Genomic DNA, 25,422 nt, shown 5'->3' on the forward strand with positions numbered 1-25,422 from the left:
TACGTTCGGCCATCACCAGCTCCGCAAAATCATTGGGCGAAAAAGGCAGCCATTATAGGCACGCGGGGCCGAAACAGAAACACGAGACGTGACATGGCAGACGGATAGAACCCCCGGCTGTCGCGGGTAGACATGTCCATACAAGCCATTACAGGCACCCCGAAACGACTGTAGGAGTGAGCCTGCTCGCGATGAGGGCCTCACAGTCAACATTTCTGTGACTGTCAGACCGCTATCGCGAGCAGGCTCACTCCTACAGGGGTACTGCGTTTTACCAATTACTTAGTGAAACAGGACCGCCGTTTTCTGCAGGGTCACCCACACACCCCACGCCAACGGAATACCCACCCCCAGCCACGCAGCCACCGCCAACGGCTTGCTGCCCGGCGCGGCTTTCCATTCCAGCACGGTGGTCGCGTCAGCACCTTTGTCATGGCCCAGTGCCTGTTCGGCCGCCAGCTCAGCGTCGGTCATGAAGTACTTGTCAGCCACCGGCCGTACCAGCATGTTGCAGAGGAAACCCAGCACCAGCAGGCCGGCGAGGATGTACAGGGTGATGTCGTAAGCCGCCGCGCGTTCCACGCCGATGCTCAGCTGATACTCACGCAGGTAGTTCACCAACACCGGACCGAGCACACCAGCTGCCGCCCACGCCGTCAGCAGACGACCGTGGATAGCGCCGACCATTTGCGTACCGAACAGGTCGGCCAGATACGCCGGAACCGTCGCAAAACCACCGCCGTACATCGACAGGATGATGCAGAACGCCGCCACGAACAGCGCAACGTTGCCCAGATGACCGAGGTTCGGGATCAACGCATACAGGGCAAAACCCAGAGCGAAGAACACGAAATAGGTGTTTTTGCGGCCCAAGTAATCCGAGAACGACGCCCAGAAGAAGCGGCCACCGATGTTAAACAGGCTCAGCAGACCAGTGAAACCGGCGGCAATCGCGGCGATTGAGGCCAGTTGCCCGGCATCCAGCTGACCGAACGGCACGTCAACACCCAGCAGTTTGCCGCCGAACACTTCCTGCAGCAGTGGCGAAGCCATGCCGAGGATGCCGATACCCGCCGATACGTTCAGGCACAGCACCAGCCAGACCAGACGGAATTGCGGGGTTTTCCACGCGACATTCACGTGCACGTGACGGTGAGTGATCATCGAGTTCGAAGCTTTTTTCGCCGGAGCGGTCCAGCCTTCAGGCTTCCAGCCAGTTGGCGGTACGCGGTAAGACAGTGCGCCGCCGATCATGAACACGAAATAGATCGCGGCCATCACCAGGAAGCTCTGCCACACGCCGACGCTGGTTGGCGAGGCGAAGTGGCCCATCAGCGCTGCGGCCAATGGGGCACCAACCATCGCGCCGCCGCCGAAGCCCATGATCGCCATGCCGGTAGCCATGCCGCGCTTGTCCGGGAACCACTTGATCAGGGTCGACACCGGCGAGATGTAGCCCAGGCCCAGACCGATACCGCCGATCACACCGGAACCGATCCACATCAGCCAGATCTGGTGGGTATAAATACCCAGCGCCGAGATCAGCAGACCGCCGCACCAGCACAGCGCCGATACGACACCGGCCTTGCGTGGCCCGGCGTGTTCGAGCCAGCCGCCCCAGATCGCTGCCGAGCAGCCGAGGAAGATGAAGAACAGGGTGTAGATCCAGCCGAGCATCGAGATCGGCCAGTCGCATTGCGAAGAAAACACCTGAGCGATGAAGCTCATGTCCGGCGCGCAAGCCACTGGCGCAGTGATGCCCAACGCCTTGGACAGCGGCAGCCAGAACACCGAGAAACCGTAGGCCATGCCGATGCACAGGTGAATGGCCAGAGCGGCCGGTGGTACCAGCCAGCGGTTGAAACCGGGCTTGGCGATGATGCGTTCCTTGGACAGGAACGCAGGCTGGTCGGCGTTGACGCCGTCCGCCGTGATGCTCGTGCTCATTGTGTATCCCCCAATTATTAGTATGGTTCGCCAGCCACTGTTCACCCTCGGCCTTAATGCACGCAGGCATGACCGTTTTTTCAGGTGAAGCTCCTTGAAGGCGCGACGTTAAGTCGCAGAAGGACGGACGAACCGGCGAAGGTTACCATTTGCACGTGACAGAAAAACCAAACTGATATCACCTTTTTCATGTCACCTGATCTCCTGCACAGGACATTTCCTACGGAGCCACCATGCCAGTCATCGTTCAGACGCTTGAAGACGCCAGTTATCAGGACCAGCAGGATTTGCAGAAGATTTACCGCGATGCGCCCGATTGGCTGTTCGCGCCGTTCTCCGGCGAGGCCGAGCTGATCGAAAGCACTCTGGCTGACGGCTGTTTTATTGCCGGACGTTTCAATGACCGCTTGCTCGGCGCCGCACGTCTGACAAGGCACCCCGAGGTTTGGTACTTGTCGCATTTATGCGTACGAAAAGTTACCCGACGCCGTGGGGTTGCCGAGCGGCTGGTGAACCAAGCGCAGAAAATGGCGTCGCAAGCGGGGGCAGAACTGCGTCTGCTGGCGCCTGCCGGGCATCTTGAAGCCCAGGCCATCGCCGCAAGGTTGCACCTGCCACTGACGGTGCTGGCAACATGACTTCACCCCGAACCGGGCCGTTGCAGCGCTATACTCCCCGGCTAAATTACGAATTCGACTAACTACAAGGACTCGCCCATGAAAGCGTTCGGCAAAATCCTGGGTCTGGTACTTCTCGGGCTGTTGCTGATCATCGTGGCGGCAGGCTTTGCCCTGACCCACCTCTTCGATCCCAACGATTACAAAGACGAGATCCGCCAGATAGCCCGCGACAAGGCCCACATCGAGCTGACGCTCAATGGCGATATCGGCTGGAGCCTGTTCCCGTGGCTCGGCCTGGAATTGCACGAAGCCAGCGTCGCCACCCTGGCCAAGCCTGCCGAACCGTTTGCCGACCTGCAGATGCTCGGCCTGTCCGTGCGCGTGCTGCCGCTGTTGCGCCGCGAAGTGCAGATGAGCGATGTGCGCGTCGAAGGCCTCAACCTCCGTCTCAACCGCGACAAGAACGGTCACGGCAACTGGGAAGACATCGGCAAAGTGCCTGTCGCGGCCGGCACAACGCCGCCAGCCACCCCCGGCGAACCCGCCAGCGACACCCCGGTCGCGGTGGAAAAACCCGCGCAGCCGATCCGCCTCGACATCGACAGCCTGACCGTCAACAACGCCCGTGTTGAGTACAACGACGAACTGACCGGCAAGCAGTTCAGTGCCGAAAGCATCCAGTTGAGCACCGGCCCGGTGCACGATTCGACCAACATTCCGGTGAAAGCCACTGCATTCCTCGGCACTAATCAGCCCGTGCTGCGGGTGCGTACCGAACTCACGGGTGAACTGCGCTTCGAGCGCGCTCTGCAACGCTACAAGTTTGAAGACCTGAAGCTTTCCGGCGAACTGGCCGGTGACCCGCTTCAAGGCAAGACCATGACCTTCGCCGCTCAGGGGCAGTTGCTGCTGGATAAAGCCGCGAACGTCGCCGAATGGACCGGCATCAAGATCTCCGCCAACCAGTTGCGCGCCTTGGGTGAACTGAAAGCCAACGACCTCGACAAGACCCCGCAGATCACTGGCGGCATCTCGATCGCGCAGTTCGATCTGGCGAAATTCGTCGACAGCATCGGCCAGAAACTGCCGGCCATGGCCGAGGGCAGCCTGAGCAAGGTCGAACTGGTCAGCCGTGTTTCGGCCACGCCAACCAGCGCCGCGTTCGACAACATCAACCTGAAGATCGACGACAGCAGCTTCAGCGGCCGCATCGCCGTCGAGGATTTCGCCAAACAATCGCTGCGGGCGATCCTCAAGGCAGACACCTTCAACGTCGACCGCTACCTGCCGCCGAAATCGGAAAAAGCCACCAGCGCCACGCAAGTGCGTCAGGCCGAAGTCGCCAGCACCGAAGCCGATGCCATGGCCGGCGCAGGCTCTACGCCTCTGCCGGACAAGCCGAGCAAAAGCGCCTGGAGCACTGACCGCCTCCTGCCGGTTGAACGCCTTGCCAAGCTCGATGTAGATGCCGACCTGACTTTCGGCCAGTTGACCCTCGACAAATTGCCGATCCAGAACGCCGCACTCAAAGCCACCGGCCAAGGCGGCTTGCTGACCCTCAATAATCTGAGCGGCGAGCTGTACAACGGCGGCTTCGAAGCCAAAGGCACCCTCGACGTACGCCCGAGCGCGCCAGTGCTGAACCTGCAGACGAAGATCAACCGCGTACCGGCGGAAAAAATCCTCGAAAGCCAGGGCAAGAATCCGCCGGTCAAAGGCCTGGTAACCCTCACCAGTAATGTCACCGGCAGCGGCAACAGCCAACAGGCACTGATCGAAACCCTCAACGGCAACGCCAGTTTCGTGATCAACAACGGCGTGCTGCTCAACGCCAACCTTGAGCAGCAACTGTGCAAAGGCATCGCCACGCTCAACCGCAAAACCCTTAGCGGCGAGCCACGGGGCAAAGACACGCCATTCCAGGAACTCAAGGGCAACCTGACCTTCCGCAACGGTATCGCCAGCAACCCGGACCTGAAAGTGCGCATCCCGGGCATGACCGTCAACGGTGACGGCGATATCGACCTGCGTGTGCTCGGCATGGACTACCGCGTCGGCATCATCGTTGAGGGTGACACCAGCGCCATGCCGGATCCGGCCTGTCAGGTCGGCGAAAAATTCGTCGGCATCGAGTGGCCGCTGCGCTGCCGTGGCCCGCTGGAACTGGGCGCCAAGGCCTGCCGTGTGGACAACGATCGACTCGGTCAGGTCGCGACCAAACTGGCTGGTGACAAACTCAGCGAAAAAATTAACGAGAAACTCGGCGACAAGGTCAGCCCGGAATTGAAAAACGCATTGAAGGGGCTGTTCAAGCGATGAGAGCGGAGCAGTTTTCACAGGCGGTGCTGGAGTGGTTCGACCGCCACGGCCGCCACGATCTGCCTTGGCAGCAAGACATCAATCCGTATCGGGTGTGGGTGTCGGAGATCATGTTGCAACAGACGCAAGTCAGCACCGTGCTCAACTATTTCGACCGTTTCATGGCCGCGCTGCCGACGGTTCAAGCGCTGGCCGAGGCGCCGGAAGACGAAGTGCTGCACCTGTGGACGGGCCTGGGTTACTACACCCGCGCGCGCAATTTGCAGAAGACCGCGAAGATCGTCGTCAGCGAGTACGGCGGCGAGTTTCCGCGGGATGTGGAGAAACTCACGGACCTGCCGGGCATCGGCCTGTCCACCGCCGGTGCGATTGCCAGCATCAGCATGGGGCTGCGCGCGCCGATCCTCGACGGCAACGTCAAACGCGTTCTGGCGCGCTTTACCGCGCAAGAGGGCTACCCCGGCGAGCCGAAGGTCGCCAAACAACTCTGGGCCAACGCTGAGCGTTTTACGCCGTACGATCGGGTCAACGCCTACACCCAGGCGATGATGGATCTCGGCGCCACACTCTGCACGCGGAGCAAACCGAGTTGCCTGTTGTGCCCGCTGGAGCGTGGCTGCGAAGCGCACATGCTTGGCCTGGAGACGCGCTACCCGATTCCCAAGCCGCGCAAAGCCATTCCGCAGAAACGCACGCTGATGCCAATGCTCGCCAATGGCGACGGCGCGATTCTGCTTTATCGCCGTCCGTCGACAGGCCTGTGGGGCGGTTTGTGGAGCTTGCCGGAACTCGACGACCTCGACGACCTGCAACATCTCGCCGATCAGCACTCGCTGACCATGGTCGAGCAGCAGGCGCTGCCAAGCCTTGTCCACACCTTCAGCCATTTCCAGCTGTCCATCGAACCCTGGCTGGTTCAGGTGCAGGAGGCCAGCCATCACGTGGCCGAGGCCGACTGGCTCTGGTATAACCTCGCCACCCCGCCGCGCCTGGGCCTCGCCGCCCCGGTCAAAACCTTGCTCGAACGCGCGGCTGCCGTATTGAATGCAGGAGAGTCACCATGACCCGCACCATCATGTGCCGTAAGTACAAAGAAGAATTGCCCGCTCTGGAACGCGCTCCTTTCCCGGGCGCCAAAGGTCAGGATATTTTTGATCACGTCTCCGCCAAGGCCTGGGCCGACTGGCAGAAACACCAGACCCTGCTGATCAACGAAAAACGCCTGAACATGATGAACGCCGAAGATCGTAAATATCTTCAGGGCGAGATGGACAAGTACTTCTCCGGCGAGGATTACGCCAAGGCCGACGGCTACGTTCCGCCTGCCGAGTAAACCCGCAAAATCGGGGGTCGGATCGTAAGCGACGGAATTAATTTAAGAAATTTTAAAAAAGTCGTTGACGTAAATCCGAAAAACCCTTTTAATGCGCCCCGTTGCCCAGATAGCTCAGTCGGTAGAGCAGGGGATTGAAAATCCCCGTGTCGGCGGTTCGATTCCGTCTCTGGGCACCAAATACCGAAAACCCTGAATCGCAAGATTCAGGGTTTTTTTATGCCTGCGATTTGATCATGCCTCCCTACTCGCCCTCTCCCTCTCGATACACCCATCCCCACCTGTACTGAAAAATACCCGAAATCTGTATCTCTCCCCTTGTAGGAAATTTCGCCAGTATTTCTCCAAGCCTTGGCGAGCCAATGACTGGCTCTACTTTGCGCCCCGCAACACTCTCGATCCTTGAGGTCGTCAGAGCGCAAAACCTGATTTTTTGAATAGATCGGCGTTCACCGCAAGGTCACTTCCTGTCCAGCTAAAAAATCTAAAAAAAACCAACAGGCGAACTGCATTTACTGCTTTTCAAACATTCCAGGATGAATGCTGGCGCCCCCGTGCGCCCGGCAAAAGAGCGAAACGGACGACGTATGATCAAGCAACTTATCAATGAAGATAGTTATGTGCAGATTGGAGAACTTTGCAGCGCAAGGATCCAACTGAAAATCGAAGGACTGAATCCTGCCGGATCGATAAAACTCAAAACCGCACACGCACTGATTACCGATCTGGAAAATCAGGGGCGGATTTCCCATAAGACGCGTCTGGTCGAGTCTTCATCGGGGAATCTGGGGGTTGCGCTGGCCATGGTCTGCGCCGCCAAGGGTTACAAGTTTGTCTGTGTGATTGACCCGAACATTTCTGCGTCAAACAGAAAGCTCATGCAGGCACTCGGCGCCGAGATGATCATGGTTGATCAGCGTGACGAAAACGGCGGTTACCTTAATTCGCGCATTCGTTTGATCGAGCAACTGGTCGCGGAGAACCCGGATTACATCTGGCTCAACCAGTACAAGAATCCGACCAATCCCCTCGCCCACTATCAAGCGACTGCCAAGTCCATTGCCCATAAGTTTCCCCATGTGGATTACCTGTTTGTCGGCGCCGGCACTACCGGCACGCTGATGGGCTGCAAGAACTACTTCGCCGAACATCATCCACAGACCAAAGTCATCGCTGTCGATACCGTCGGCTCGGTCACGTTCGGCCTGCCGGGGGGCACGCGGCATATCCCGGGTCTGGGCACCAGTCGCCTGCCAGAAATATTCGAGGCGTCCGGGATTCACGACTTCCTGTCGATTCCCGAGGAACAGACGATCAAGGTCTGCCGCTGGCTGGCGCAACGCTACGGCCTGCTCTTCGGCGGCTCCACCGGCACCGTCCTCGCGGGCATCCAGCAATGGGCGCCGCACATCCGTCCCGACGACGTTGTCGTGGCGATCTCGCCTGACATGGGTGAGCGCTACCTCGAAACCATCTATTCCGACGACTGGGTCACCCAGCGTATCGGCGCAGCGGCGTTGCAACCCCTTTTCCCAGAAATCGCTCTGGCACTTTCGGCGTAATTCCCATGACCACACAGAACCCGATCCAACCGTTCCACGTTATCCCCGGCGCAGTCGTCAAGGACATCCTCAACGGCCTGCGGCAGGAAGCCATCGAGATCGTCGCGCAGACTTACCTGACCCACGAGCGTGGCGAAACCGTTAACCCTGACAGTTACTTCCTGCGCTTTCCGGCGGAACCGGCGAACCGGATCATTGCGTTGCCGGCAGCCATCGTCGACAGCGAGGGCGATCAGTCCGTTTCCGGGATCAAGTGGATTGCCAGCTATCCCGACAATATCAAGTCGGGCATCCCGCGCGCTTCGGCGGTATTGATCCTCAACGATCCGGACACCGGTTATCCCTATTCGCTGCTCGAGGGTGCGTTGATCAGTGCTGTGCGCACTGCTGCATCGGCGGTGCTCGGCGCGTGGTGGCTGAATGGCCAAAGGAAAAGCGCGCCAAGACTTTCGATCATTGGTGGCGGGGTGATTTCGCGAAACATCCTTGAGACGTTCATCGCCGACGACTGGTCGTTCGACAGCGTGGGGATCCACGATCTCAACGCCGAATCAGCGCAAGCGCTGTCAGCGTTCGGCAAACAGCTCGGGGTTCCGGATGTACAGCTGCTGTCGCTGCAAGACGCACTCACCGCCGACATCGTGGTGTTCGCCACCAGCGCCGGCGAGCCTTATGTGAAAGGCAGCGGCACTTTCCGTCCGGGGCAGATCGTCCTGAACATTTCGCTGCGGGATATCGGCGCAGAAATCATCGAAGAAAGTTACAACTACTTCGACGATGTGACCCATTGCCTGAAGGCCAATACCTCGCCGCACTTGGCCGAGCAGCAGTACGGTCATCGCGACTTCGTTACCGGCACCGTGGCGCAATTGATTCGCGGCGATCTGCAAGTCGCCACAGACAAACCGCTGATCTACTCGCCATTCGGCATGGGCATCCTCGATCTGGCGATTGGCCGGATGATTCACGACATCGCCGTCAAGGACGGCTCGGCGGTCGCCATCCCGTCCTTCTTCGGGGAGGAGCGCAGATGGTGAAGGCACCTCTGCTTATCGGCCTGGTGGGCTGCGGATCGCGCGGGCTATCGATTTTCGAACGCCTGCTGAGCGTCGCCGAGGAGCGCCCGGAGCAACCGATCGTCATCGATATTTTCGAACCCAACGTGCTCGGTAGCGGCGCGCACTGGCCGGATCAGCCGGATTATCTTTTGCTCAATACCGTCGCCGGTCAGCTCGGGGTATTCCCCGACGCAGCGGCATTTGGAAATCTGGCGGATGCACGGGAAAGGCCGGGCGCGGATTTCCTGACGTGGTGCCGTGAGCAGCGCATCAAGGTCGATCCCGACAGCGGCTTGCTCGCCGCCGATGGACGCGATGTCGAGGCGCAGGACTTTTTGCCGCGTCATCTACTCGGCGCTTACCTGGCGGATGCCTTTGCGCAAATCCTCGCCACCGCGCCCAGCTGGGTCAGCGTAAATCTGCATCAACAGGCCGTGACGGCGGTCGAACGCAATGCGGTTCAGCAGTACGTTCTGCATACCGCATCAGGCGAGGCGGTGGCGGTGGATCGGCTGATCCTGACGGTCGGCCATACCGGTCGCCTGCGCCTGGCTGATCGCAACCGCATCGAGGACGTCTACCCGCTGCCTGGCAGCCTCGACACCATCGAACCCGGCGAAACCGTGCTGATTGAAGGGCTGGGTCTCGGCGCGATGGACACCCTCGCGGCGCTCACCTCGGGCCGCGGCGGTCACTACAAGCGCATGGCCGACGCCAGTCACGCGTATCAACCGTCAGGTCGCGAGCCGGTGATCTTTATCCAGTCGCGGGACGGCCTGCCTTTCCGCACTCGCCCCAACGGCCTGATCGAGTTCCCGCGTCATCAAGCCGTGCTGCTCACCAGCGCGCGCATCGAAGCCTTGCGGGCCAATGCACCGAACCGGCAGCTGGATTTCGAGCAAGACATCCTGCCGCTGATGCTGCTGGAGATGCGTGCGGCGGCCGTCGCTGTCCTGCATGAAAACCCGACGCAGGTACTTGAGCAACTCAGGAGCGTCAGCGTTGCCGGGCCTGCTGGCGTTGTCGCCTGCGAAGCGTTGCTGCGCGATTACGAAGCCAGCGGCGGCGCGATCAATCCGCAAGCGTTGATCTGGCATGCACTGCCGGACAATGTCACACCGCACAACTATCACGCCTGGATCTACGACACGCTCGAAGCCGACTTGCACGAATCGCGGCTGGGCCGTGGGGCGTCGGCGATCAAAGCGGCCATCGAAGTCTGGCGCGACCTGCGTGACCGACTGCGTGAAGCGGTCGACTTCGACGGGCTGACCGACGCCTCCCACCGGCAGTTCTATGGTCGTTGGCAGAAGGCGATCAACCGCCTCGTCGCCGGCCCGCAGAAAGAGCGCCACGCCGACCTGCTCGCCCTGTGTGACGCCGGTCTGCTGACGTTCCTCAAGCCTGGCTCTCGACCTGCTATAGACCATTTCAAGCGTGTCGCCGGCTATGTCCAGAGCAGCGGCGTGACCAACAGCGACTGCGCGCCGGTACGCGACCTGGCGCGCCTTGGACTGATCCGCCCGCGTACCGACGTGCCGGGCATCGACGGCATTGATGTCGACGCGGCGTGTCATCCCAAGTCGAGCGCGGGCGAACCCGTGCGCAACCTTTGGGTGCTTGGCCCGCTCGCCGAAGGCTCTTGCTACTACAACCACTACGTCACATCGGCGGGTGCGCCCTCGCGCCTGTTCATGGACGCTCATCGCGCCGCCACTGCAATTCTTGAGGCAGGTACTCCCGCATGAAACTTTACTACCAGACGCATTCGCCCTACGCCCGCAAAGTGCTGGTGCTTGCCCACGAACTCGGCATCGCTTCGAGCCTGGAAGTGATCCATCACGAGACCAGCCCGACCTCGCCGAACGAGGTTATCTACAAGGCCAATCCGTTGGGCAAGGTGCCGGTGCTGATCCTCCCTGACGATAGCGCGCTGTTCGATTCCATCGTGATTTGCGAGTACCTCGACGACCTGAGCAACGGCTCGAAACTCATCCCGGCCAACGGCCCCGAACGCTACAAGGCCCTGCGCCTGCAGGCGTTGGCGCAGGGCATGTGCGATGTCGGCATCAAGCTGCGCTGGGAAGTCGAGCGTCGCCCGGAAGCCTTGCGCTATCCGGCCTACGCCGAGGGTCAGGCGTTCAAACTCAAAGAGGCTTATCGCTTCATCGAAGAGCACGTCGATCTCAATGGTCCGATCACCATTGGCCACATCGCCCTGGCGACCGCACTCGACTGGATCGCCTTTCGCCAGCTATCGGACTTTTCCGCTCAGACACGCCTGACCGAGTGGTATCAGACTTTTTGTGAGCGCCCGTCCATGCGGGCGACCGAGTACAGCGGGCAGACTCACGATTAAGTTAAGGAAAACTGTGTATGAGCTCTCTCTTGTTGCAAATGTCACCGATCGCGCTGGTGATCGCGCTGATCCTGATCGTCCGCCGACCGCCGGTTCAAGCCGCGCTAGCAGGCGTGGTACTGGTGCTCGTGCTATGGGCATTGGGCGCTGCCGGACCGGTGTCGGCGGCCATCAGCTCAGCGATTTTTCAGGACACCACGATCCTGTTTCTCAGCACCGCGTGCGTGATCGTGCCGGGACTGGCGTTCGTCATCCTGGTCGAGCGCGGTGGTGCGCCGCAGGCCATCGGCGCCTGGGTCAAGGAGCTGGGCTGGACCCCGCCGGCGCAAGTCATCTTCATCGTGCTGGGCCTGGCACCGCTGCTTGAAGCAATGACCGGTTTCGGTGTCTCGCTGATCGCCACGGTGCCGTTGTTGATGGGCCTGTTCACCCGTCAGTCGGGGATGAAAATCGCTCTGGCCGGTATGGTCATCATGCCGTGGGGCACCTTGGGTCTGGCCACGGTGATTGGTGCGCTGCTAGCGCACCTGCCGGCAGAAACCCTTGGCAGCCATTCGGCGCTGATCAGCGCCCCAGTGTTCCTCTGCCTCGCAGCGATCGCCCTGTGGCAGGGCGGCATCCGCACGGTTTCACCGTGGCTCGGGCTGATCGTGGTAACGGCGCTGTTCGTGGCGGTGCTGTTCTCCATCAACCTGTGGATCGGCCCGGAAGTGTCCGGGGTGCTGGCGGGTCTTGCCGTGGCCTGCGTAGGCCTGGGCATCTCCTACGCACAACGGAAAAAACTGGTGCGCTGGCCGAACGCGGCGTGGCCGTACCTGGCTTTGCTTGGGGTAATCGTTGCCTCGCGTGGCGTGTTTGTTCTGTCGGGCTGGGATGCGCTGTGGATCATCAAAGGCGAGCACGTTTCCTGGAAGCCTTTGGCATCCCCAGGGCTGGCGCTGCTGATCGTCACCCTGCTGATGGCAATCAAACAAAGCGCGGCGACGGGTTTCCCGTGGCGCGCACTGTTCAACCGGGCGAAGTTTCCGGTTACGACGATTTTCCTGTTCCTGCTGCTGTCCCAGGTCATGGTCAACGCCGGATTTCTGGTCGAGGCACAGCGCACACTGCAATCGTTGTCGGGGATTTCCCTGGCTCCGACCATCGCCTTGCTGGCGGGGATCGCCGGTTATGTCACCGGTTCCAACGTCGGCGGCAACACCCTGGTCATGCCGTCCATCGCGGCACTGAGCAGCGAACACGGGGCGTGGCTGGCGGCGATGGTCAACAGTGCCGCCGGGCATGGTGCGCTGGGATCGCTATCGATTCTGTCGCTGATCATCGGGCTGGCGGGTGCCAACCGGCAGGAGGAGCACAACCTGATCCGATTCGCCTTCGGACTGGTGGCCCTCAACATCGTCATAGTTGCTGCAACGGGAATCGTTTTGCTCTACTTTCTCTGAATTGTTTCGAGACATAACAGAGAACTTATGGACAGGTTTGATTTACCGGACAAGCGCTGGCGGATAGTCAAGGACTGGATTATTCGTCAGATCGACAGTGGTGAGTGGGCAGCCGATGCAAAACTGCCCTCGATCCGCACCCTGGCGAGAATGTTTGAAACCAGCATCACCACCGTGCAACGCGCGTTGGCGGATCTGGAAGCCGATGCTTATGTGTCGACCAAACCCCGCATCGGCTATTTCGTTTCGGCCTCCGGACAGGCAAAACCCGCCAGCGGTTTCGATTTTTCCAGTGTCACCGTCAACGTCAATCATGCGGTGGTGGCGATGCTCTCAGAGGCGGCTTCACGCACCACCGCCTCGTTGAACTCAGCCGTTTTGCACAGCGATCTCACGCCCAATGTGCTGCTCAACAAATGCCTTTCAGTGCTGGCCGGCAAGGCTGACAACTCGCTGACTGGCTTGGTCGCGCCACCCGGCCTGCCGGCACTGCGACGGCGTATTGCCGGGCTGATGCTGACGCGCGGCGTGGTCTGCGGGCCGGACGATATTCTGGTGACCTCGGGCGACACGATTGCCCTGGAACTGGCACTCGAAGCCGTCGCACCGCGAGGCGCTACGGTCGCCATCGAAACCCCGACCTATTACGGCATCCTGCAGACCATCGAACGTCTGGGTATGCGCGCCCTGCCGATCCGCACCCACGGCAAACTGGGCCTCGACGTCGATCACCTCGAAGAAGCGCTGAAACTGAAAAAGGTCTCGGTGATCTTTCTCAACCCGACCCTGCAGAATCCCCGTGGTTTCATCATGCCCGATGAAACCCGCGCCCGACTTTCACACATGGCCCGCGAAGCGGACGTGCCGATTATCGAGGACGACATCTTCTTCGATCTGGTGCCGGAAACAGAGCGCCCGCGCGCCATCAAAAGCTACGACACCAGCGGGCAGACGATTTACTGCTCGTCGTTCTCCAAGACCATCGCCCCCGGTTATCGCGTCGGCTGGTGTCTGGCCGGCAAGTACCGCAACGCGATTCTGGCGCAAATGTTTTCGCGCAATCTGGCGGTGTCCAGCCTTGCGCAAAATGTCCTCAACGAATTTATCGGGCGCGGTTACATGGACGAGCACTGCGCCAGGCTCAGGTCGCAACTGTCATCGCTGGCAAGTTTTGTCGAGGGGCTGGTGCGCACGAACTTCCCTGCGGGAACCGTGTACGTGCCACCGCGCGGAGGGTTCATCCACTGGATCGAAATGCCCGCACACACCGACATGCCGGCTCTGCAAGCGTTCGCCACCGAACGCGGTTGCCATGTCGCCGGCAGCGGAATTTTCTTCGCCGACGGACATGCAACTACGGGCGTGCGCATCTGCCTGGGTACAGCACTGACCCCAGGCGTGATCGAGATTCTGAAGGTGATTGCCGAGTGCGCGCACCTCGCCGGGCGACCGTCGCCTGTGCGGCAGCCACTGATTGAGCAACAGGAAGAACCGGCGGTTTCCTGACCGCGAAAGGACGTTCGCAGAGCCAACTCATGAATCAGAAAAGAACCCGCATCCCCCTGCCCCATCCGCCACCGTATCGCCAAAGCCGCCTGTCGATATGCCTGACGATCCTGTTCAGCGTGTTTCTGGTATGTCTGGGTGGGATGCTCTGTTACCTGGTCATCGATGGGTTAGAACAGGGCTCCATCACCATGATCACCCGTGGCGGCCCGGCCAGGACTTATACCCTCGCGGCCCAACCGAGCCTGTATTGGTTCGAGATCGTCTGGCAGGGATTGTTCGCGCTGCTGTTACTGGCCGCAGGGCCGGGATGGTACTGGGTCAATCGTATATCCCGGCCTGCTGCCCAGCCAAAGCGCAAAGCCAAAACCCGCTAGCTGTTGTCGTTCCAGTGGAACACCAGATTGCGCGCAGCACCGCCGCCAACATCCGTGACATCCTGCCGTGTCTCGCCCTTACGCGTGGCCACAACGGTGTATTTGCCGGGTGGCAATTGCACGTACACCAGTGGTCCCGTCTGACTCAGCGTCAGCACGATTTGCCCCGGGGCCTGTTGAATCGTCACATCGACGTCGGCGGTGTACTCGTCTTGCGCGCCGACCGCAAACGTCATGTGCAGGTTGTAACCGCTGGATTGCTGAATGGCTTTCGCCTCATCCTCACCGATCCCGCCGGCCAGATACCGGGTGCCATTTTGCTGTTGTTGCTGCACTTGCACACCCGTGCTGTCGACGGGCTCAAGACTGCCGGCCTGCAGCATCACCGGAAACAACAATGCGGCAACCGTAGCGACGGACAGCACGAATGAAAGAACGCGTTTCATGAGAGTGACTCCCGGGCTCTCGTAGAGCCCAACCGTTACCCTGCATTGGATCGGCGGCAGGCAGATCGCGTTTTAGAATGATTCGAACTTGGGCCGTGTACGAAACGGACTACAGACCAAAGTCACCGAAAGCCCCCTTCGCCAGCAACGTCCTGCAACACCCATCCCGTCTTCCTGCTGACTTCACAGGTGCGCCCGACATCCTTGGGCAACGACTGTCGGCATGCTTGTGTTCCTGTTTCCAATGACGTGGAAGACCTGATGAGCAAGCTTGAACCTGCTGACACGCAAGATCCGAAAATCGATTCACTGTTGGGTGAACTGGGCGAGCTGATTCGCCAGTCACGGCAAAAAGTGCTGCGTGTGGTCGATACGATTCAGGTTCAGACCTGCTGGCAGACTGGCCGGCATATCGTGGAGTTTGAACAGGAAGGCGCCCGGCGGGCGGGGTATGGCAAGCAGTTGCTGCCGACACTGGCAAAAGAACTGACGTCCCAATTCGGAAAAGGTTTTGATGCCTCGAACCTCCGGTACATGCGGCTGTTCTATCAAGCATTTCCAATTCGTGACGCACTGCGTCTCGAATTGAGCTGGACCCACTATCGCCGGCTCCTGCGGGTCGAAAGTGCCAAGGCCCGCCAGTGGTATATGGACGAATGCGCCACCCTCAACTGGTCGAGCCGCGTCCTCGACCGCCAGATCAATACGATGTACTACGAACGCCTGCTGATGAGTCGGGACAAGGCGGGCGTGGTCGAGGAAGCCACAACCAACATTGCAGCGATGCACTGCACTCCGCGAGAGTTCATCCGCGACCCGGTGATCCTCGAGTTTCTCGGCTTGCCCTCCCCGGGCAAGGTCAATGAATCGGGGCTTGAACAAGCGCTCATCGATCACCTGCAAAGTTTTCTGCTTGAACTGGGCAAGGGCTTTTCCTTTGTGGCCCGACAACAACGCATCAGCGCAGGCGGTTCGGATCTGTACATCGATCTGGTGTTTTACAACTACCTGCTCAAATGCTTCGTGATCATTGATCTCAAACGCGGCCAGCTCAGTGCCGGTGATGTCGGGCAGATGGACATGTACGTGCGCATCTACGACGAACTCAAGCGCAGTGAAGGCGACCGTCCCACCGTCGGGATCATTTTATGTGCGCAGGACAACGAGGCGGTCGCACGCTACTCAATACTCAAAGGCAATGAACAACTGTTCGCCAGCAGCTACAAAAAGGTGCTGCCAAGTGTCGAAGAACTACGAGCGGAGCTGCAAAAAGAACAGGCGTTGCTCGAGGAACGCTTACTCAGCGAATCCACTGAGTAAGCGCTGCGGATTGTCCCCTGGATGCGCCGAGACTATTGTTGGCAGCTACCCGCGAAGATCGAGTGCCATGAGTTCTCACGACACGCCCGAATTGGAAAGTGTGCAGCGCAAGCCATCAGCAGCCGCTGAGATGCAGGGTGAAGCCTTCAAGGAAACCGCTGCCGACGGTTTTGTCCTTGGCGGTTTCACCTGGCGACATGCCCTGCCCGACATCCAGCACCCGGTGGTGATCATCAACGCCGCCACTTCCGTGCGCTGCCGTCATTACTCGCGTTTCGCCGCTCATCTGTTCGCCAATGGTTTCGACGTTATCACCTACGACTACCGTGGCATCGGCGAATCGCGCCCCGACTCGATGAAAGGATTGCACGCCTCATGGACCGATTGGGGAGCGCTGGATTTCGAGGCGATGCTCAAACGCGCGCAGCGGGAGTTTCCCGGTCAACCCATCGACGTGGTCGGGCATAGTTTTGGTGGCTGTGCGGCGGGCCTCGGTGAATCCGGGCAGGTCATCCGACGGCTGGTCACCGTTGGCGCTCAGTTCGCCTATTGGCGCGATTACGCCCCTGAGCAGCGCTGGCGCATGTTCGGCAAATGGCATCTGCTGATGCCGCTGCTGACGCTGTTCTGCGGCTACTTCCCCGGCAAACGCTTTGGCTGGCTGGAAGACACGCCGGCGGGGGTCGTACATGACTGGAGCACGCCTGCCCCGCGTTTCGAACGGCGCCCAAGCGGTCGCGCCCTCATGGAAAAACTCGGCGCTCTGCCCTTCGAAAATGTCCGTGCTCAAACCCTGGCGATCAGCATCAGCGACGATCCCTACGGCACTGTTTCGGCCATCGAACGCCTGCTCGCCTACTTCACTAACGCCTCGAAAACCCACCTGCGCATCGAACCGCAGGACATCGGCGAGCAACAAGTCGGACATTTCGCCTTTTTTCGCAGCGCATACCAAGCCACACTATGGCCCATCGCTCTGACCTGGCTGCAAACCGGTGAATTGGCCCCCGACACACCCGGGCGGCAAATTCCGCGCAGCTGAGCCCAACCAACGCACCACGGAACAACACCATGGCCTCCGCCAACAAGCAGCAAAAACGCGCCGCCCGGGCCAAGACCAAGGCCAAACAGAACCGCAGCAAACGCGCCGAAGCGCCGGTCGAGCTGGACCCGAACGACGACCGCATCGACTTCGAGTCGGTGGATCTGACCGAGCTGTTCAAGAAAATGCTCGACGCCGAGAAGATCAGCCAGCAAGCCCTGTGCACCGCGTTCCTCGAAGACCCGTTGCTGGAACTGGTCTATGAGCAGGAAGGCGAAGAAGGCGCGATGGACTTCATCCTCGCGGCGCTGATCGAGTATCGCCAGTGGTCCCAGGAAACCGACGAAGCCGGCGCATTGGCGTGGATCGAATCCCCGGCCTTCCAGGCCGACTATGTGGCAGCGTCCGACGCGATCGCCGCACAAACCCAACAGAAGAACTGAGTTCCCATGGCATCCCTGAACAAGCAACAGAAACGCGCCAAACGCGCCAAGGCCAAAGCCAAGCAAATCCGTATGGTCGGGCGTAAGCCGCTGGATCAGGACGAAGACCTCGGTCACCTCGCCGAGCCGATCCCGGATTACACCCTGGCGATGTTCAGCAAAATGCGCGACGCCGAAGCCATCAGCCGCAACGAGATGCTGCTGACGCTGCTGCGCGAACTGGCGTTCATCATCGTTGATCATCCAGAGCTGCTGGACATGGAAAACGCCGACAACGAAGGCATGGCCGCCACGCACCTGGCCGCCGACATGCTGATCGACTACCGCATGTGGGCAGAAGGCGTAACGATCGAAGAAGCCCAGGCCTGGCTGAGCGAACCACAGTTCATCACCGATTTCGGGGTTGCGCTGGATGCTTATGGCAAGTCGGTGGAAGCACAGGAAGACAAGAGCGAATAAACCACGCTCACAAACAAAAACGGCCGCTAGTCATCACTGACAGCGGCCGTTTTAATTTGGATGGCTTGGTTACCCTTTGTCCGATGACAATGTATATCCCATTGACATATCCCAAGCTCAACCTATCCTGAGCTCATCGCAGGAGCAGACCTTGGAGGTCAAATATGGAACAGACCACAATTTTCATGAGCAATAGAAGTCAGGCAGTTCGACTGCCAAAGGCAGTTGCGATGCCCGGCGACGTTAAACGAGTGGAAATCATCGCGATTGGCAGAACACGCGTTATTACGCCTGCTGGAGAAAGCTGGGATAGCTGGTTTGATGGCGACAGCGTCACCCCTGATTTCATGGCTGACCGTGAGCAACCCGCTGATCAGGAGCGCGAGTCGTTCTGATGATCAAATACATGCTGGATACCAACATCTGCATCTTCACCATCAAGAACAAACCACAAATTGTCCGGGAAGCTTTCAATCGACATTCCGGGCAGTTGTGCATCAGCGCTATCACGCTCATGGAGCTTATTTACGGTGCTGAAAAGTCCGCGGCCCCAGAAAAGAATCTAGCGGTTGTAGAAGGATTCGTTGCGCGATTGGAAATTTTGCCTTTCGATAATGACGCAGCAGCACAGACCGGGATGATTCGATCTGAACTTGCGAAAGCGGGAACACCCATTGGACCGTACGACCAAATGATCGCAGGCCACGCACGGTCGCTTGGACTTATCGTAGTCACGAACAATGTGCGGGAATTTGAACGTGTTTCCGGATTGCGTATTGAGGATTGGGTTCATCCCGTCTGAGCAAAGCTCTCAAACAAAAACGGCCGCTCGTCATCACTGACAGCGGCCGTTTGCATTACGTGTTACGGATCAGTTCAGCACCACCGCACCACTTTTTTCCAGCTTGCGGCGGCGCGCCACCAGCAGACCGGCTGCGACGACCAGCAGACTCAGCAGGCCGGTCGCGAGGATTTCCACGCGGTGGGCTTCCTGGAACAGCATGATGGTCAGGGCCGCGATGATGAAGATGATCACCGCGTAGGTCAGGCCCGGGAACAGCCACATGCTGAAGACGATTTTCTCGCCGCGAGCCACGCGCTGTTTGCGCATACGCAGTTGCGAGAAGGCGATCACCAGGTACACCAGCAGCGCGATGGCGCCGGAGCTGGCCAGCAGGAATTCGAACACGGCGGCCGGAGCCACGTAGTTGGCAAATGTGCACAGGAACGCTGCACCAGTAGACAGCATCACCGCCCAGTAAGGCGTACCGCTTTTGTTCACGCGAGTCGCCATGGCGGGTGCATCACCGCGTTTGCCCAGGGAGAACAGCATGCGCGACGAGGTGTAGAGCGCCGAGTTCAGGCAGCTGGTTACAGCGACCAGCACCACGATATCAACGATCATCTTGGCGTTAGGGATGCCCATGCGCTCAAGCACGGTCTGGTAGGAACCAAGGTTGGCCAGCGTAGGATCGTTCCACGGCACCAGCGCCACAACGATGAAGATCGATACAAGGTAGAACAAGCCGATCCGCCAGATCACCGAGTTGGTGGCCTTGGAGATTTGCTTGCCCGGGTTTTTCGATTCCGCGGCCGCGATGGTCACGATTTCGGTACCCATGAACGAGAACATGGTGGTCAGGATCGCGCCCAACACCGCGCCCATGCCGTTTGGCAGGAAGCCTTGCGTGTCGAACAGGTGCGAAACACCGCTGACCTGGCTGTTCGGCAGGAAGCCGAAGATCGCTGCCAGACCGAGGATGATGAAGCCAATGATCGCCAACACTTTGATCAGGGCAAACCAGAATTCGAACTCGCCGTAATTCTTCACGCTGAACAGGTTGGTCACGGTCAGCAACATGGTGATGATCAGAGCGAAAGCCCAGATACCCACATCGGGGAACCACGCGTGCAGGATGGTCGCGGCGGCGTTGGCTTCCAATGGAATCACCAATACCCAGAACCACCAATACAACCAGCCGATGGTGAAACCGGCCCAGTGCCCGATGGCACGGTCGGCATAAGTCGAGAACGAACCGGTGTCCGGCGAAGCAACCGCCATTTCGCCGAGCATGCGCATCACCAGCACCACCAGGGTACCGGCAGCGGCGTAGGCCAGCAGCACGGCAGGGCCGGCGGCAGCGATGGCGTGGCCGGAGCCAACGAACAGACCTGCGCCGATAACACCGGCGATCGACAGCATGGTCACATGACGCGGTTTGAGCCCTTGTTCAAGGCCATTGGAGCTTGGGGTACTGCTCATCGGAACTACCTTTGCGAGGAAAGCGATTGCGTCCGTCCCGTCTGGTTTTCCTTCTCGTAAAAAGAAACCAACGGGGCGTTCCGGATTCTGCACGCAATAATTGCGCCAAAATGTTTCAAACTCTTCTGGCCTGCGGTTTCCGGCGCGACCGGACAGTCATCGCAAGTCCTTGGATTTAATGGCATTACGCCAGAGCGTTACCCTGCGACTCACTTTTCAAACGATCGGGCGCACCAGAAACACACTGAAAAAGTGTGGGATGCACAATAAAAGGGCGATTCAGGAACGTTCGGCCGGATAGCGCTTCCAACACCCCGCCAAAGCTGGCAACATCGCGCCTTTTTTTACGCGACACCCACGGGATTGCACGATCAAACACCCGTTCGGTTGTTGATGGGGCGACAGTCAGCTGTGCTGATGCGACAACCTGCCACATGCCATCCGTTTACCGCTCGTAGCGCTGTTGGCTGCCATTGAAACGCTATGCTAGCGTGGCCGCCTCGCCAGGAAGGCCACCCAACAGCTGGAGCGCAACATATATGAGGAACGCACATGGCTGAGGCCACGCCCGCGCTTGAAATCCGCAACTTGCACAAACGCTACGGAAAGCTTGAGGTGCTCAAAGGCATTTCGCTGACCGCCCGTGACGGCGATGTGATCTCGATCCTGGGTTCCTCCGGTTCCGGCAAGTCCACGTTCCTGCGTTGCATCAACCTGCTTGAAAACCCGCATCAGGGCCAGATTCTGGTGGCCGGTGAAGAACTCAAGCTCAAGGCCGCCAAAAATGGCGAACTGGTTGCCGCCGACGGCAAACAGATCAACCGCCTGCGTTCCGAAATTGGTTTTGTGTTTCAAAACTTTAATCTGTGGCCGCACATGAGCATCCTCGACAACATCATCGAGGCACCGCGCCGTGTGCTCGGCCAGAGCAAGGCTGAGGCCATCGAAGTCGCCGAAGCGCTGCTGGCCAAGGTCGGTATCGCCGACAAGCGCCACGCCTACCCGGCGCAATTGTCCGGTGGCCAGCAACAACGCGCAGCGATTGCCCGCACGCTGGCCATGCAACCGAAGGTGATCCTGTTCGACGAACCCACCTCCGCGCTTGACCCGGAAATGGTTCAGGAAGTACTTAGTGTCATCCGCGCATTGGCCGAAGAAGGCCGCACCATGCTGCTTGTGACCCACGAAATGGGTTTCGCCCGTCAGGTCTCCAGCGAAGTGGTGTTCCTTCATCAGGGCCTTATAGAAGAGCAAGGATCGCCACAGCAGGTGTTCGAAAACCCGCTTTCGGCGCGCTGCAAACAATTCATGTCCAGCAACCGCTAACGGAGCAACATGCATGCAGAACTATAAAAAGGTCTTCCTGGCTGCGGCCGTCACCCTGGCGTTCAGCGCCGGTGCCATGGCCGAAACCCTGAAGATGGGCATCGAAGCGGCTTACCCGCCGTTCAACAACAAAGATGCCAGCGGCCAGGTTGTCGGCTTTGACAAAGACATCGGCGACGCCCTGTGCGCCAAGATGAAAGTCGAGTGCACCGTGGTCACCTCCGACTGGGACGGCATCATCCCGGCCCTGAACGCGAAGAAATTCGACTTCCTGATCTCCTCGCTGTCGATCACCGACGAGCGCAAAGGCGCGGTGGACTTCACCGACCCGTACTACTCGAACAAGCTGCAATTCATCGCCCCGAAAAACGTCGACTTCAAAACCGACAAGGACTCGCTCAAAGGCAAGGCCATCGGTACGCAGCGCGCCACGCTGGCGGGCACCTGGCTTGATGACACCTACGGTAGCGATGTCAACGTCAAACTCTACGACACTCAGGAAAACGCCTACCTCGACCTGACTTCCGGTCGTGTCGACGCGATCCTCGCCGACAAGTACGCCAACTATGACTGGCTGAAAAGCGACGCTGGCAAGAACTACGAGTTCAAAGGCGACCCGGTCGTGGAAAGCGACAAGATCGGCATCGCTGTGCGCAAGGGTGACCCTCTGCGTGAGAAGCTGAACGCCGCCCTGAAGGAAATCGTCGCCGACGGTACCTACAAGAAGATCAACGACAAGTACTTCCCGTTCAGCATCTACTGATCCTGACCTGTGGGACTGGCGCCATGCGATGGCGCCGGCTCCCGACTTTGCCTGCCGCAATTTGAACAGAAATCCATGATTATCGACCTCTACGGATTCGGCCCGGCCCTCGCTGCCGGCGCGCTGATGACCGTGCAACTGGCTCTCACGGCCCTGTGCCTGGGACTGGTGCTCGGCCTGCTCGGCGCCTTGGCCAAGACTTCCCCGTACAAGCCGCTGCAATGGCTTGGCGAAACCTACTCGACCATCGTACGTGGTGTGCCGGAACTGCTTTGGGTTCTGCTGATCTACCTCGGCACCGTCAAGACGATGAATGCCATTGGCGAATACTTTGGCAATCCAGACCTGGCGCTAAGCCCCTTTGTGGCGGGCGTAACCGCACTCGGACTGTGCTTCGGCGCCTATGCCACGGAGGTTTTTCGTGGCGCCATCCTGGCCATTCCGAAAGGACACCGTGAGGCCGGTCAGGCCCTGGGCCTGTCGAAATGGCGAATCTTCACCCGGTTGATCATGCCGCAGATGTGGCGGATCGCCCTGCCAGGCCTTGGCAACCTGTTCATGATCCTGATGAAAGACACCGCTCTGGTGTCGGTCATCGGCCTGGAAGAAATCATGCGCAATGCGCAGAACGCGGTGACCTTTGCCAAGCATCCATTCACCTTCTATCTGGTCGCAGCCGTCATGTATCTGGGCCTGACCATACTGGCGATGGCCACCATGCACTTCATGGAAAAACGCGCCGCCCGTGGCTTCGTGAGGACGACGTAATGGAATGGGAAGTCATCTATAAGTGGCTGCCGAAGTTCTTTCAGGGCGCCGTCCTGACACTCGAACTGGTGGGCATCGCCGTTATTCTCGGGTTGTTGCTGGCGATCCCTCTGGGCATCGCGCGCTCCTCCAAACTCTGGTTTGTTCGCGCATTTCCTTACGCTTACATCTTTTTCTTTCGTGGCACTCCGTTGCTCGTGCAACTGTTTCTGGTCTACTACGGCCTGGCTCAGTTCGACGCCGTACGCGACAGCTTCATGTGGCCGTATTTGCGAGAACCCTTCTGGTGCGCCGTCGCTACGATGACCCTGCATACTGCTGCCTATATCGCCGAAATCCTGCGTGGCGCCATTCAAGCGATCCCGCCTGGGGAGATCGAAGCCGCACGCGCACTGGGCATGTCCAAGGCCAAGGCTTTGTTCTATATCGTCCTGCCGCGCGCCGCGCGCATCGGCCTGCCGGCCTACAGCAACGAAGTCATCCTGATGCTGAAGGCCAGTTCTCTGGCGAGCACGGTGACCTTGCTCGAACTCACCGGCATTACCCGCACGATCATTGCCCGCAACTACCTCACCGTGGATATGTTCTTCACCGCAGGCGTCATTTACCTGCTGATGTCGTTTGTTCTCGTTCAGGCATTCAAACAGCTGGAGCGATGGTTGCGCGTCGATGCCTGCCAAGGGCGTTGACTCCTCCTGCGTGCTGACGGGCGAGGACTTACTCGCCCGCTTCACCGCGCTGGACACTTTTTTGATTGAGCATCAGGCGCTGTGGAAACCTCGTCCGTTCACTCATCGTTCTCTTGCTTGGGAAGCGTCCTACCAGGAGTTGGCCTTGTGGCTACGCGGGCGCACTCTGGAAGACGCAGAAAACGCTCACAACCAACCTGCTGATCTTGTGGATGTGCCGGAGCCGTTTGCTTCGTTGGCGGCGTTGTCGGCTGAGCTGAGTGCTGTTGGTGAGTTGCCGGGGCATGCGCTAAAAGCTGCCGAGCGTCGCTTGAATGTCGACGTACCGGGACGCAAGTGGCAGCAGATCGAGGCGTTTGCCAGCCGTCTGGCTTTCGCCTCGCAACCGACGCACTGGCTGGACTGGTGCTCCGGCAAGGGCCACCTGGGCCGACGGTTGTTGAGTGATGGCCAACAACTGACCTGCGTTGAATACGATCCGGCATTGGTCGCCAGCGGTCAGGCGTTGAGTCAGCGCCATCATTTACATGCGCTGCATGTCGAGCAGGATGTGTTGGCAGCGAGTGCTTCAGGTGTATTGAACGCAGCCCACACACCCGTCGCCCTCCACGCCTGCGGCGATCTGCATGTGCGCTTGATGCAGTTGGCCAGTGCTGCCGGATGCCAGCAAATGGCAATCGCGCCTTGCTGCTACAACCGCATCAGCCGCAGCGAATATCAGCCAGTGTCCTCGGTCGGATCGAGATCGTTCCTACACCTCTCGGTGGAAGATCTGGCCCTGCCAATGAGCGAAACCGTCACCGCCGGTGCACGGGTCCGTCGGCAGCGCGATACCTCGATGGCCCGTCGTTTGGCTTTCGATCTGCTGCAACGACAGCTGCGCGGTGTCGACGAATACTTGCCGACGCCATCGCTGCCCAGCGCCTGGCTGGACAAACCATTCGCTGATTACTGCCGCGATCTGGCAGCGCTCAAAGAGTTATCCACAGTCGGCTCGCAAGATTGGCCAGCGCTGGAAGCAGCAGGATGGCTGCGGTTGGCCGAAGTTCGCAACCTGGAGTTATTGCGAGGATTATTCCGACGACCGCTGGAGCTTTGGCTGAATCTGGACCGCGCACTTTTCCTCGTCGAGCTGGGATACGTCGTACGCCTTGGCACCTTCTGCGATACGCCGCTGACTCCGCGTAATTTCATGTTGTTGGCCGAGCGCGTTTAAATTCGCACAGCCTGTGGATAACTCTGTTGATGGAATTTCAGTGGATCCAATATCCGCGCCTGTTTCGAGGCTTTAGCACAGCTGGTCATTTTTTGTTCACATAGATAAAAAACCCGAAAAACAGGGATTTGCGAACAAAATGAGAACCGCTCCGCAAAATCATG

At 59.4% G+C, this 25,422-nt stretch carries 25 protein-coding genes and 1 tRNA gene; 23 read left to right on the forward strand and 3 right to left on the reverse strand.

The window, feature by feature from the left end:
• Nucleotides 1–282 precede the first annotated feature (282 nt).
• A complete protein-coding gene (locus ACIONG_RS16045) occupies nucleotides 283–1,947 on the reverse strand; it encodes an OFA family MFS transporter (protein WP_401300896.1) in 1,665 nt (554 codons plus the stop codon).
• 233 nt (nucleotides 1,948–2,180) lie between these two features.
• Here ACIONG_RS16045 and ACIONG_RS16050 point away from each other — a divergent pair, with 233 nt between their 5' ends.
• The 12 genes from ACIONG_RS16050 to ACIONG_RS16105 all read left to right on the forward strand — a co-directional run bounded on the left by ACIONG_RS16050 (nucleotide 2,181) and on the right by ACIONG_RS16105 (nucleotide 14,523).
• Nucleotides 2,181–2,585 carry an acetyl-CoA sensor PanZ family protein gene (locus ACIONG_RS16050; protein WP_401300899.1) on the forward strand — a complete coding sequence of 135 codons (405 nt, stop codon included), beginning with the start codon at nucleotides 2,181–2,183 and terminating at the stop codon, nucleotides 2,583–2,585.
• Between the two features lie 78 nt (nucleotides 2,586–2,663).
• Nucleotides 2,664–4,886 (forward strand): AsmA family protein, encoded by a 2,223-nt coding sequence (locus ACIONG_RS16055; RefSeq protein WP_401300902.1) that lies wholly within the window; start codon nucleotides 2,664–2,666, stop codon nucleotides 4,884–4,886.
• The gene (gene mutY / locus ACIONG_RS16060) at nucleotides 4,883–5,950 is read left to right on the forward strand and encodes an A/G-specific adenine glycosylase (RefSeq protein ID WP_401300905.1); all 1,068 of its coding nucleotides are present in this window, start codon (nucleotides 4,883–4,885) and stop codon (nucleotides 5,948–5,950) included. The genes ACIONG_RS16055 and mutY overlap by 4 nt, the downstream gene beginning before the upstream one ends.
• Entirely contained in the window at nucleotides 5,947–6,219 is a 273-nt protein-coding gene (locus ACIONG_RS16065; RefSeq protein WP_007949047.1) for an oxidative damage protection protein, read from the forward strand. Before mutY ends, ACIONG_RS16065 begins: the two co-directional genes overlap by 4 nt.
• 103 nt (nucleotides 6,220–6,322) lie before the next feature.
• Nucleotides 6,323–6,398: transfer RNA gene (locus tag ACIONG_RS16070), tRNA-Phe, on the forward strand.
• Between the two features lie 408 nt (nucleotides 6,399–6,806).
• Nucleotides 6,807–7,781 carry a 2,3-diaminopropionate biosynthesis protein SbnA gene (gene sbnA, locus ACIONG_RS16075; protein WP_401300908.1) on the forward strand — a complete coding sequence of 325 codons (975 nt, stop codon included), beginning with the start codon at nucleotides 6,807–6,809 and terminating at the stop codon, nucleotides 7,779–7,781.
• 5 nt (nucleotides 7,782–7,786) lie between these two features.
• The gene (gene sbnB / locus ACIONG_RS16080) at nucleotides 7,787–8,818 is read left to right on the forward strand and encodes a 2,3-diaminopropionate biosynthesis protein SbnB (RefSeq protein ID WP_315445259.1); all 1,032 of its coding nucleotides are present in this window, start codon (nucleotides 7,787–7,789) and stop codon (nucleotides 8,816–8,818) included.
• Nucleotides 8,812–10,587 (forward strand): FAD/NAD(P)-binding protein, encoded by a 1,776-nt coding sequence (locus ACIONG_RS16085; protein WP_401300911.1) that lies wholly within the window; start codon nucleotides 8,812–8,814, stop codon nucleotides 10,585–10,587. The genes sbnB and ACIONG_RS16085 overlap by 7 nt, the downstream gene beginning before the upstream one ends.
• Complete coding sequence (locus ACIONG_RS16090; protein WP_213027257.1) at nucleotides 10,584–11,198, forward strand: glutathione S-transferase family protein; 615 nt, start codon at nucleotides 10,584–10,586, stop codon at nucleotides 11,196–11,198. The genes ACIONG_RS16085 and ACIONG_RS16090 overlap by 4 nt, the downstream gene beginning before the upstream one ends.
• Before the next feature lie 17 nt (nucleotides 11,199–11,215).
• Complete coding sequence (locus ACIONG_RS16095; RefSeq protein ID WP_401300914.1) at nucleotides 11,216–12,640, forward strand: L-lactate permease; 1,425 nt, start codon at nucleotides 11,216–11,218, stop codon at nucleotides 12,638–12,640.
• A 27-nt stretch (nucleotides 12,641–12,667) separates the two neighbouring features.
• Nucleotides 12,668–14,146: a PLP-dependent aminotransferase family protein gene (locus ACIONG_RS16100; RefSeq protein WP_401300917.1), complete on the forward strand. Its 1,479-nt coding sequence runs from the start codon at nucleotides 12,668–12,670 to the stop codon at nucleotides 14,144–14,146.
• A gap of 29 nt (nucleotides 14,147–14,175) precedes the next feature.
• Complete coding sequence (locus ACIONG_RS16105) at nucleotides 14,176–14,523, forward strand: hypothetical protein (RefSeq protein WP_401300920.1); 348 nt, start codon at nucleotides 14,176–14,178, stop codon at nucleotides 14,521–14,523.
• Here the strand turns inward: ACIONG_RS16105 and ACIONG_RS16110 are convergent.
• Nucleotides 14,520–14,969: a hypothetical protein gene (locus ACIONG_RS16110; protein WP_103304185.1), complete on the reverse strand. Its 450-nt coding sequence runs from the start codon at nucleotides 14,967–14,969 to the stop codon at nucleotides 14,520–14,522. The genes ACIONG_RS16105 and ACIONG_RS16110 overlap by 4 nt on opposite strands.
• 261 nt (nucleotides 14,970–15,230) lie before the next feature.
• Here ACIONG_RS16110 and ACIONG_RS16115 point away from each other — a divergent pair, with 261 nt between their 5' ends.
• The 6 genes from ACIONG_RS16115 to vapC all read left to right on the forward strand — a co-directional run bounded on the left by ACIONG_RS16115 (nucleotide 15,231) and on the right by vapC (nucleotide 19,035).
• A complete protein-coding gene (locus ACIONG_RS16115; protein ID WP_401300923.1) occupies nucleotides 15,231–16,289 on the forward strand; it encodes a YhcG family protein in 1,059 nt (352 codons plus the stop codon).
• A 67-nt stretch (nucleotides 16,290–16,356) separates the two neighbouring features.
• Nucleotides 16,357–17,331: an alpha/beta fold hydrolase gene (locus ACIONG_RS16120; protein ID WP_401300926.1), complete on the forward strand. Its 975-nt coding sequence runs from the start codon at nucleotides 16,357–16,359 to the stop codon at nucleotides 17,329–17,331.
• A 29-nt stretch (nucleotides 17,332–17,360) separates the two neighbouring features.
• Nucleotides 17,361–17,774 carry a hypothetical protein gene (locus ACIONG_RS16125; protein ID WP_401300929.1) on the forward strand — a complete coding sequence of 138 codons (414 nt, stop codon included), beginning with the start codon at nucleotides 17,361–17,363 and terminating at the stop codon, nucleotides 17,772–17,774.
• Nucleotides 17,775–17,780: 6 nt separating this feature from the next.
• Complete coding sequence (locus ACIONG_RS16130; RefSeq protein ID WP_103304181.1) at nucleotides 17,781–18,233, forward strand: hypothetical protein; 453 nt, start codon at nucleotides 17,781–17,783, stop codon at nucleotides 18,231–18,233.
• Nucleotides 18,234–18,397: 164 nt separating this feature from the next.
• On the forward strand, nucleotides 18,398–18,628 hold the full coding sequence (vapB, locus tag ACIONG_RS16135; RefSeq protein WP_103304180.1) for a type II toxin-antitoxin system VapB family antitoxin: 231 nt from the start codon (nucleotides 18,398–18,400) through the stop codon (nucleotides 18,626–18,628).
• A complete protein-coding gene (gene vapC / locus ACIONG_RS16140; protein ID WP_103304179.1) occupies nucleotides 18,628–19,035 on the forward strand; it encodes a tRNA(fMet)-specific endonuclease VapC in 408 nt (135 codons plus the stop codon). The genes vapB and vapC overlap by 1 nt, the downstream gene beginning before the upstream one ends.
• Nucleotides 19,036–19,104: 69 nt before the next feature.
• Here the strand turns inward: vapC and gabP are convergent, their stop codons facing one another.
• Nucleotides 19,105–20,496, reverse strand: coding sequence for a GABA permease (gene gabP / locus ACIONG_RS16145; RefSeq protein ID WP_103304178.1), 1,392 nt, complete (start codon nucleotides 20,494–20,496; stop codon nucleotides 19,105–19,107).
• 552 nt (nucleotides 20,497–21,048) lie between these two features.
• Between gabP and ACIONG_RS16150 the strand changes: the two genes are divergently transcribed.
• From ACIONG_RS16150 to ACIONG_RS16170, 5 genes are all read left to right on the forward strand, one after another.
• A complete protein-coding gene (locus ACIONG_RS16150; RefSeq protein WP_103304177.1) occupies nucleotides 21,049–21,822 on the forward strand; it encodes an ABC transporter ATP-binding protein in 774 nt (257 codons plus the stop codon).
• A gap of 13 nt (nucleotides 21,823–21,835) precedes the next feature.
• On the forward strand, nucleotides 21,836–22,585 hold the full coding sequence (locus tag ACIONG_RS16155) for an ABC transporter substrate-binding protein (RefSeq protein ID WP_103304176.1): 750 nt from the start codon (nucleotides 21,836–21,838) through the stop codon (nucleotides 22,583–22,585).
• 75 nt (nucleotides 22,586–22,660) lie between these two features.
• Nucleotides 22,661–23,353 (forward strand): ABC transporter permease, encoded by a 693-nt coding sequence (locus ACIONG_RS16160; protein WP_095047149.1) that lies wholly within the window; start codon nucleotides 22,661–22,663, stop codon nucleotides 23,351–23,353.
• Nucleotides 23,353–24,042 carry an ABC transporter permease gene (locus ACIONG_RS16165; RefSeq protein ID WP_099757735.1) on the forward strand — a complete coding sequence of 230 codons (690 nt, stop codon included), beginning with the start codon at nucleotides 23,353–23,355 and terminating at the stop codon, nucleotides 24,040–24,042. The genes ACIONG_RS16160 and ACIONG_RS16165 overlap by 1 nt, the downstream gene beginning before the upstream one ends.
• The gene (locus tag ACIONG_RS16170) at nucleotides 24,023–25,258 is read left to right on the forward strand and encodes a methyltransferase (protein WP_401300936.1); all 1,236 of its coding nucleotides are present in this window, start codon (nucleotides 24,023–24,025) and stop codon (nucleotides 25,256–25,258) included. Before ACIONG_RS16165 ends, ACIONG_RS16170 begins: the two co-directional genes overlap by 20 nt.
• Nucleotides 25,259–25,422: the final 164 nt, after the last annotated feature.

Origin of the sequence: Pseudomonas sp. NPDC087817 (assembly GCF_044742875.1) — a bacterium.
In the GTDB taxonomy this organism is placed as follows: domain Bacteria; phylum Pseudomonadota; class Gammaproteobacteria; order Pseudomonadales; family Pseudomonadaceae; genus Aquipseudomonas.

Coding starts and splice junctions, on each gene's coding strand:
- ACIONG_RS16100 (WP_401300917.1), top strand. CDS start 12,668: ATGGACAGGTTTGATTTACCGGACAAGCGCTGGCGGATAGTCAAGGAC.
- ACIONG_RS16050 (WP_401300899.1), top strand. CDS start 2,181: ATGCCAGTCATCGTTCAGACGCTTGAAGACGCCAGTTATCAGGACCAG.
- ACIONG_RS16170 (WP_401300936.1), top strand. CDS start 24,023: ATGCCTGCCAAGGGCGTTGACTCCTCCTGCGTGCTGACGGGCGAGGAC.
- ACIONG_RS16055 (WP_401300902.1), top strand. CDS start 2,664: ATGAAAGCGTTCGGCAAAATCCTGGGTCTGGTACTTCTCGGGCTGTTG.
- sbnB (WP_315445259.1), top strand. CDS start 7,787: ATGACCACACAGAACCCGATCCAACCGTTCCACGTTATCCCCGGCGCA.
- ACIONG_RS16165 (WP_099757735.1), top strand. CDS start 23,353: ATGGAATGGGAAGTCATCTATAAGTGGCTGCCGAAGTTCTTTCAGGGC.
- ACIONG_RS16085 (WP_401300911.1), top strand. CDS start 8,812: ATGGTGAAGGCACCTCTGCTTATCGGCCTGGTGGGCTGCGGATCGCGC.
- ACIONG_RS16150 (WP_103304177.1), top strand. CDS start 21,049: ATGGCTGAGGCCACGCCCGCGCTTGAAATCCGCAACTTGCACAAACGC.
- vapB (WP_103304180.1), top strand. CDS start 18,398: ATGGAACAGACCACAATTTTCATGAGCAATAGAAGTCAGGCAGTTCGA.
- ACIONG_RS16105 (WP_401300920.1), top strand. CDS start 14,176: ATGAATCAGAAAAGAACCCGCATCCCCCTGCCCCATCCGCCACCGTAT.
- ACIONG_RS16155 (WP_103304176.1), top strand. CDS start 21,836: ATGCAGAACTATAAAAAGGTCTTCCTGGCTGCGGCCGTCACCCTGGCG.
- ACIONG_RS16120 (WP_401300926.1), top strand. CDS start 16,357: ATGAGTTCTCACGACACGCCCGAATTGGAAAGTGTGCAGCGCAAGCCA.
- ACIONG_RS16110 (WP_103304185.1), bottom strand. CDS start 14,969: ATGAAACGCGTTCTTTCATTCGTGCTGTCCGTCGCTACGGTTGCCGCA.
- ACIONG_RS16115 (WP_401300923.1), top strand. CDS start 15,231: ATGAGCAAGCTTGAACCTGCTGACACGCAAGATCCGAAAATCGATTCA.
- ACIONG_RS16090 (WP_213027257.1), top strand. CDS start 10,584: ATGAAACTTTACTACCAGACGCATTCGCCCTACGCCCGCAAAGTGCTG.
- ACIONG_RS16045 (WP_401300896.1), bottom strand. CDS start 1,947: ATGAGCACGAGCATCACGGCGGACGGCGTCAACGCCGACCAGCCTGCG.
- gabP (WP_103304178.1), bottom strand. CDS start 20,496: ATGAGCAGTACCCCAAGCTCCAATGGCCTTGAACAAGGGCTCAAACCG.
- ACIONG_RS16065 (WP_007949047.1), top strand. CDS start 5,947: ATGACCCGCACCATCATGTGCCGTAAGTACAAAGAAGAATTGCCCGCT.
- ACIONG_RS16095 (WP_401300914.1), top strand. CDS start 11,216: ATGAGCTCTCTCTTGTTGCAAATGTCACCGATCGCGCTGGTGATCGCG.
- sbnA (WP_401300908.1), top strand. CDS start 6,807: ATGATCAAGCAACTTATCAATGAAGATAGTTATGTGCAGATTGGAGAA.
- ACIONG_RS16130 (WP_103304181.1), top strand. CDS start 17,781: ATGGCATCCCTGAACAAGCAACAGAAACGCGCCAAACGCGCCAAGGCC.
- vapC (WP_103304179.1), top strand. CDS start 18,628: ATGATCAAATACATGCTGGATACCAACATCTGCATCTTCACCATCAAG.
- mutY (WP_401300905.1), top strand. CDS start 4,883: ATGAGAGCGGAGCAGTTTTCACAGGCGGTGCTGGAGTGGTTCGACCGC.
- ACIONG_RS16125 (WP_401300929.1), top strand. CDS start 17,361: ATGGCCTCCGCCAACAAGCAGCAAAAACGCGCCGCCCGGGCCAAGACC.
- ACIONG_RS16160 (WP_095047149.1), top strand. CDS start 22,661: ATGATTATCGACCTCTACGGATTCGGCCCGGCCCTCGCTGCCGGCGCG.